The organism is Paenibacillus sp. OT2-17 (assembly GCF_009827695.1).
GTDB classification, from domain to species: domain Bacteria; phylum Bacillota; class Bacilli; order Paenibacillales; family Paenibacillaceae; genus Paenibacillus; species Paenibacillus polymyxa_B.
Genome location: NZ_WUDQ01000260.1, coordinates 1 through 5,065, shown reverse-complemented (window position 1 = coordinate 5,065; position 5,065 = coordinate 1). Strand labels below are relative to the sequence as shown.

Below are 5,065 nucleotides of genomic sequence, written 5' to 3'. Positions count from 1 at the left end.
GCGGGGATTTCCAAAAGTCTGGCGCAAATGCTGCCACTGAGGAGTCTCCATCTAAAAAAGTGGACAAAAACGATAGTGCTGGGCTTGTCTTGGATCAGTTCCAGTATTCTGTACTGGAGCAATCTATTTCTGAAGGACATCGTGTTCACTATATACAGGTAACAATCAGCTCAGAGAGCCAGTTGAAGGCGGCACGTGCTTTTATGGTGTTCAATACGCTGGAAAACTCTGGTGAAATCGTCAAGGCCTATCCGTCGGTACAGGATATTGAGCAGGAGAAATTCGAGCAAAGCTTCTCGTTATATTACATAACGCAGAAAGAAGTTGGGGAGCTGGAAAAGGAAATCGCGGGTATCTCTGAAATTGAGACTGTCTCAGTGGTACAACTAGATCAGGAATCGCTTAAACAAATGAGCGAAGTTACTGCTGGACTGGCTGAGACTGCTGCAGTACAGGAAGCTCCTGTTGCCGTGCAACCACCTGCTCCTTCCCAGCCGCAGTCTCCAGCTGCGGCCTCTGTGGCTAAGCCAGCTGCAGGTAAGGCGCCAGCAGCTAAGGCAGCTGCGCCTACGCATAACCGTACGATTCGTGTAGATATTGAACGTCTGGATGTACTTATGAACTTATTTAGCGAGTTGCTTATTGACCGTGTGCGGTTAGAGCAGTTGGCAAGTGAAGCTTCCAATCCAGCACTGACAGAAACCGTAGAGCACATGAGTCGTGTGAGCAGCGATTTGCAAAACGTCGTTCTTAAATTGCGGATGGTACCAGTAGATACTGTTTTCAATCGTTTTCCGCGTATGGTGCGCGATCTGGCCAAATCGCTGGATAAAAAACTTGATTTGGTTATTACTGGAGCAGAGACTGAAATGGACCGCACTGTTATCGACGAAATTGGCGATCCTCTGGTGCATTTGCTTCGTAACTCCGTGGATCATGGCATTGAGTCGGTAGCCGATCGGATAGCAGCTGGTAAACCTGAGACAGGAACGGTTAACTTGCGTGCTTTCCATAGCGGAAATAACGTATTCATCGAGATTGAAGATGACGGAAATGGTATTAATCGCGATAAGGTACTAAACAGTGCTATTTCCAAAGGGATTTTGACGGCAGAGCAGGCAGCGGTCATGACCGACGAGGAAGCCTATCAGGTATTGTTTGCTCCGGGCTTTAGCACAGCTGCAGTCATTTCAGACGTATCAGGACGCGGTGTCGGTTTGGACGTTGTTAAATCCAAAATCACCGCTTTGGGTGGCAATGTTACGGTTCACTCTACACTGGGCCAAGGCACTAATTTCTCTGTACAATTGCCGCTGACCCTATCCATTATTGCAGCCATGATGATACAGATCGGTTCTGAAAAATATGCGATTCCATTGTCCTCCATTGTGGAAACTGCGATCGTCAAACGGACACAAATTCGTTCTGTACATGGCAATAAAATGATTGCTTTCCGCGATTCTCATATCCCGCTCATCTCCTTGAGTCAGCTGTTTGAGGTACCGGACTTCAATGAAGATGAAGAAGAAGAGACAGAGGTCGTGGTCATCCGCAAGGGAGACCGTCTGGCAGCTCTTTCCGTACAGGACTTTTTGGGGCAAAGTGAAATTGTCCTTAAAAATCTGGGCAAATACCTTCCAAACATCCAAGGAATTTCAGGCGCCACGATTCTGGGTGACGGTCAGGTTGCTTTGATCATTGACCCGAATGTTTTCATTAAATAATGTCTTCATCAGAAATGAAAGAAATGTGAAGTTGCTGACATCAATAAGGAGGGTTTTTAGACATGGGAGAAGAAATTAAAGTTATCGTATTTAAGCTTGGTGAAGAGGAATACGGTGTTGAAGTAGAAAAAGTCCAATCTATTGAACGCATGGTGCCGATTACAAGGGTTCCAAGAACCTACGATTTTGTTAAAGGCGTATTCAACATGAGAGGCGTAGTCATTCCGGTTATTGATCTTCGTGGCCGATTTGGATTGCCTGAAGCTGAATATACCGATCAAACTCGCATCATTATCGTTGCAGTGGGTGAAATGCAAGTCGGCTTTATCGTTGACTCAGCGAATGACGTTATTGACCTGAATACTGACAATATCGAGACACCACCGGAAGTGATTGGCGGAGTTAAGGCTAAATACCTTCGCGGAGTTGCTAAAATTGGTGAAGAGCGCTTGTTGATTATGCTGAACTTGTCGGAAGTCCTGAATCGTAGCGAGATGAACCAACTGGAAGGCTTAGAGGATTAACATATGGAAAATCTCGGAAATCTTGAAGACTTCAAGTTGGATGTGTTGAAAGAAGTCGGCAACATTGGCTCGGGGAACGCTGCTACAGCGCTCTCCCGGCTTCTCAATAAACCGGTCGATATGGGTGTCCCCAAAGTACAAATGCTGCCCTTTGAGGAAATTGCCGAGAAAGTCGGCGGCTATGAGCAACTTGTTGTTGCAATATTTTTTAGGGTAGAAGGGGAAGCCCCCGGGAATCTATTCTTCATATTGCAGCCTCAGGCGGCAAAAAGCTTACTTTCCCGTTTGGCGAATATTCCTTCAGATGACGAGGACAGTTTTAACGAAATGGAGCACTCAGCCCTGTCGGAGATCGGAAACATTTTAGCGGGCTCATACCTGTCTTCGCTGGCAGACTTTACGCGTTTATCTATGTATCCAACAGTCCCTGCGCTGGCGTTGGACATGGCAGGAGCAATTCTCAGCTATGGACTGCTGCAGTTTGGGCAGATGGGGGATGCTGCATTATTGATTGACACATCGTTTCTGGAAGGGCAGAATCAGATAGAGGGTCAATTTTTCCTGATTCCTGATCCAGAATCGTTCGGGAAAATCTTTAGGTCGTTAGGAGTCCCGATGAACGATGATTGAGGATAAAAGCATCATTAAAGTCGGTATGGCTGACTTAAATGTTACCAGTAACCCGAACTCGATTCGCACGACAGGACTTGGCTCCTGCGTCGGATTGACTCTCTACGATCCTCATTTGAAATTGGCAGGTATGGCACATGTGATGCTACCATCCTCGGATATTGCACGTGAAGGGCAACTGAATATTGCTAAATACGCCGATACGGCGCTGCCCGAGTTATTTGAGCGGATGCTGAAATTAGGTGCTGAACGACGCAGGCTGATTGCCAAAATGGCAGGGGGAGCGCAGATGTTCGCCTTTGCTGGTAGTGGAGACACCATGCGGATTGGTCCACGTAATGTAGAATCATGCAAGGAAATGCTCGTAGATCTCGGCATTCCTTTGATTGCGGAGGACACAGGTGGCAATTATGGACGAACGATTGAGTTGGACTCTGAAACTGGCGTTTTGAATATTCGAAGCGTACAAAAAGGTGTAAAGGAATTATAAACATGTTATTTGGCAGCTTACGCATTAATCTTTGGTCTGGAGTAGTCGGATTTATTCTGACTTTTGTGTTGTCCGTTGGCAGCAATCTGCTGACCACGAGCTTAATTCGTGGCTTGATCGCCTTCGTTTTTTGGTTCCTACTTGCATTTGTGCTGCGCTGGACACTAGGTGTTGTGGCGCGGCCAGATCTGGGGAATGCCCAAAGCCGGGCAAGCTCTCAGGTAGATGGCGTAGGGGGTAACCTGGACCTGACGACACCAGACGAAAATGAAGACCTGAATGAATTGCTGAAACCGAAACCAGAGCAGACGGACGAGGGGAATAATGGTTTCGCACCTTTAAACCCACCTAAGCTGGTTTCCAACAAGGACCCTGAAGAATTGGCCAAGGCCGTTCGTCACCTGACAGACAAATAAGGAGGGTGAAGCCGATGAACGAGCGAAAAGCCGCTCATTTAAACCATTCCGAACTATGGGAACAATGGAAAGAACACGGTGACAAGGAAGCAAAAAAACAGTTAATTGAAAAGTATCTCCATATTGTGGAATATGTGTCAGGCCGTCTTGCAGTAGGCTTGCCTAAAAATGTATCCAAGGATGATCTGGCGAGTAACGGCGTTATGGGTTTGATTGACGCTTTAGAGAAATTTGACTATGAGCGTGGCTTGCAGTTTGAGACCTATGCTTCTTGGCGTGTTCGTGGAGCGATTTTGGATGGTCTTCGTCAAGGGGATTGGGTTCCTCGTTCAGTTAGGGAAAAAGCGAAAAAAATCGAGGATGCCTACCAGCATTTGGAACAAAGATATCTACGCACGGTAAGCGACGAAGAGATGAGTCATTACTTGGACGTTTCTGAGAAAGAGTTTCAAAATATGATCCAGGAGGTCGCCGTTATGTCGATTGTCTCACTGGAGGACCCGATCCGCGAAGAGGAATCGGAAACACGGCTTTCCCTTTTGGTGGACGAGAAGGCGAAAAATCCGGATCATAAGGTCAATGAATTTACACTTCGTGATGCCCTTGCACAAGGCATTGATAAATTGACTGAAAAAGAACGTATCGTTGTTTCTTTATTGTATTACGAGGATTTGTCACTCAGTGAAATCGCTGAGGTCATGTCGCTATCTCCATCGCGAATTTCACAGTTGCATTCCAAAGCAATATTACGTCTGAGAGCGACATTGGACAAACAACGGGATTTGCTAATGCGTAAAGATTAACGTACGGGAGGTTACAGTAACAGTTAGACGGAAGGAGCACCCTTGTGGAGAAGCAATATGCTTTGGACCAGTTTTTAAAAGTGGTTGTCTCACCTGACAAACAAACCGCCTACTTGGAGTTTGCCAAACGTGAAGAAGGCTTTGCCTGTTCTGTGGAAGAATTAGAGCGTTTTCTAAGCAACCAAAAAATATCCTACGGTTTAATGACCGATGCAATTCGTGTATTTGCGGCAAGTCCGGAAGATCATTTCTTCGGAAAATTACTGATTGCTCAGGGAAAGCAGCCGATCCATGGCACAGACGGAAAAATTAATCTGGCTGATATTGTGACTGGCGAAGATGCACATAAGCCGCTTGAAACCGTGGATGGACGGGTGGATTATAAAGAATTAACTCGTTTAAGAAATGTAAAACGTGGTCAACTGATTGCCGAACGGGATGATCCTGTGCCGGGTGTACCGGGGATTGCTGTAACCGG

General features: G+C 46.4%; 7 protein-coding genes. All 7 read left to right on the top strand.

The genetic code is table 11. The annotated features are described in order from the left end of the window. Nucleotides 1–1,724: chemotaxis protein CheA (locus GRP75_RS19010; RefSeq protein ID WP_160790057.1), on the top strand; the 1,724-nt coding region annotated here is incomplete at its 5' end. Nucleotides 1,725–1,786: 62 nt separating this feature from the next. Further along, a complete protein-coding gene (locus GRP75_RS19005; RefSeq protein ID WP_007430046.1) occupies nt 1,787–2,248 on the top strand; it encodes a chemotaxis protein CheW in 462 nt (153 codons plus the stop codon). A gap of 3 nt (nt 2,249–2,251) precedes the next feature. Continuing rightward, nucleotides 2,252–2,878 carry a chemotaxis protein CheC gene (locus tag GRP75_RS19000; RefSeq protein WP_023988204.1) on the top strand — a complete coding sequence of 209 codons (627 nt, stop codon included), beginning with the start codon at nt 2,252–2,254 and terminating at the stop codon, nt 2,876–2,878. Next, nucleotides 2,871–3,368 (top strand): chemotaxis protein CheD, encoded by a 498-nt coding sequence (locus GRP75_RS18995; RefSeq protein WP_010346358.1) that lies wholly within the window; start codon nt 2,871–2,873, stop codon nt 3,366–3,368. Before GRP75_RS19000 ends, GRP75_RS18995 begins: the two co-directional genes overlap by 8 nt. 2 nt (nt 3,369–3,370) lie before the next feature. Next, entirely contained in the window at nt 3,371–3,784 is a 414-nt protein-coding gene (locus GRP75_RS18990; RefSeq protein WP_013309910.1) for a hypothetical protein, read from the top strand. Between the two features lie 14 nt (nt 3,785–3,798). Continuing rightward, nucleotides 3,799–4,587 (top strand): FliA/WhiG family RNA polymerase sigma factor, encoded by a 789-nt coding sequence (locus tag GRP75_RS18985; protein WP_013309911.1) that lies wholly within the window; start codon nt 3,799–3,801, stop codon nt 4,585–4,587. 44 nt (nt 4,588–4,631) lie between these two features. Further along, on the top strand, nt 4,632–5,065 hold a 434-nt coding region (locus tag GRP75_RS18980; protein ID WP_160790056.1), incomplete at its 3' end, for a flagellar assembly protein A.

What these genes read in the sequence shown, in the direction of transcription:
- GRP75_RS19005 (WP_007430046.1), top strand. Translation starts at nt 1,787, where the DNA reads ATGGGAGAAGAAATTAAAGTTATCGTATTTAAGCTTGGTGAAGAGGAA.
- GRP75_RS19000 (WP_023988204.1), top strand. Translation starts at nt 2,252, where the DNA reads ATGGAAAATCTCGGAAATCTTGAAGACTTCAAGTTGGATGTGTTGAAA.
- GRP75_RS18995 (WP_010346358.1), top strand. Translation starts at nt 2,871, where the DNA reads ATGATTGAGGATAAAAGCATCATTAAAGTCGGTATGGCTGACTTAAAT.
- GRP75_RS18990 (WP_013309910.1), top strand. Translation starts at nt 3,371, where the DNA reads ATGTTATTTGGCAGCTTACGCATTAATCTTTGGTCTGGAGTAGTCGGA.
- GRP75_RS18985 (WP_013309911.1), top strand. Translation starts at nt 3,799, where the DNA reads ATGAACGAGCGAAAAGCCGCTCATTTAAACCATTCCGAACTATGGGAA.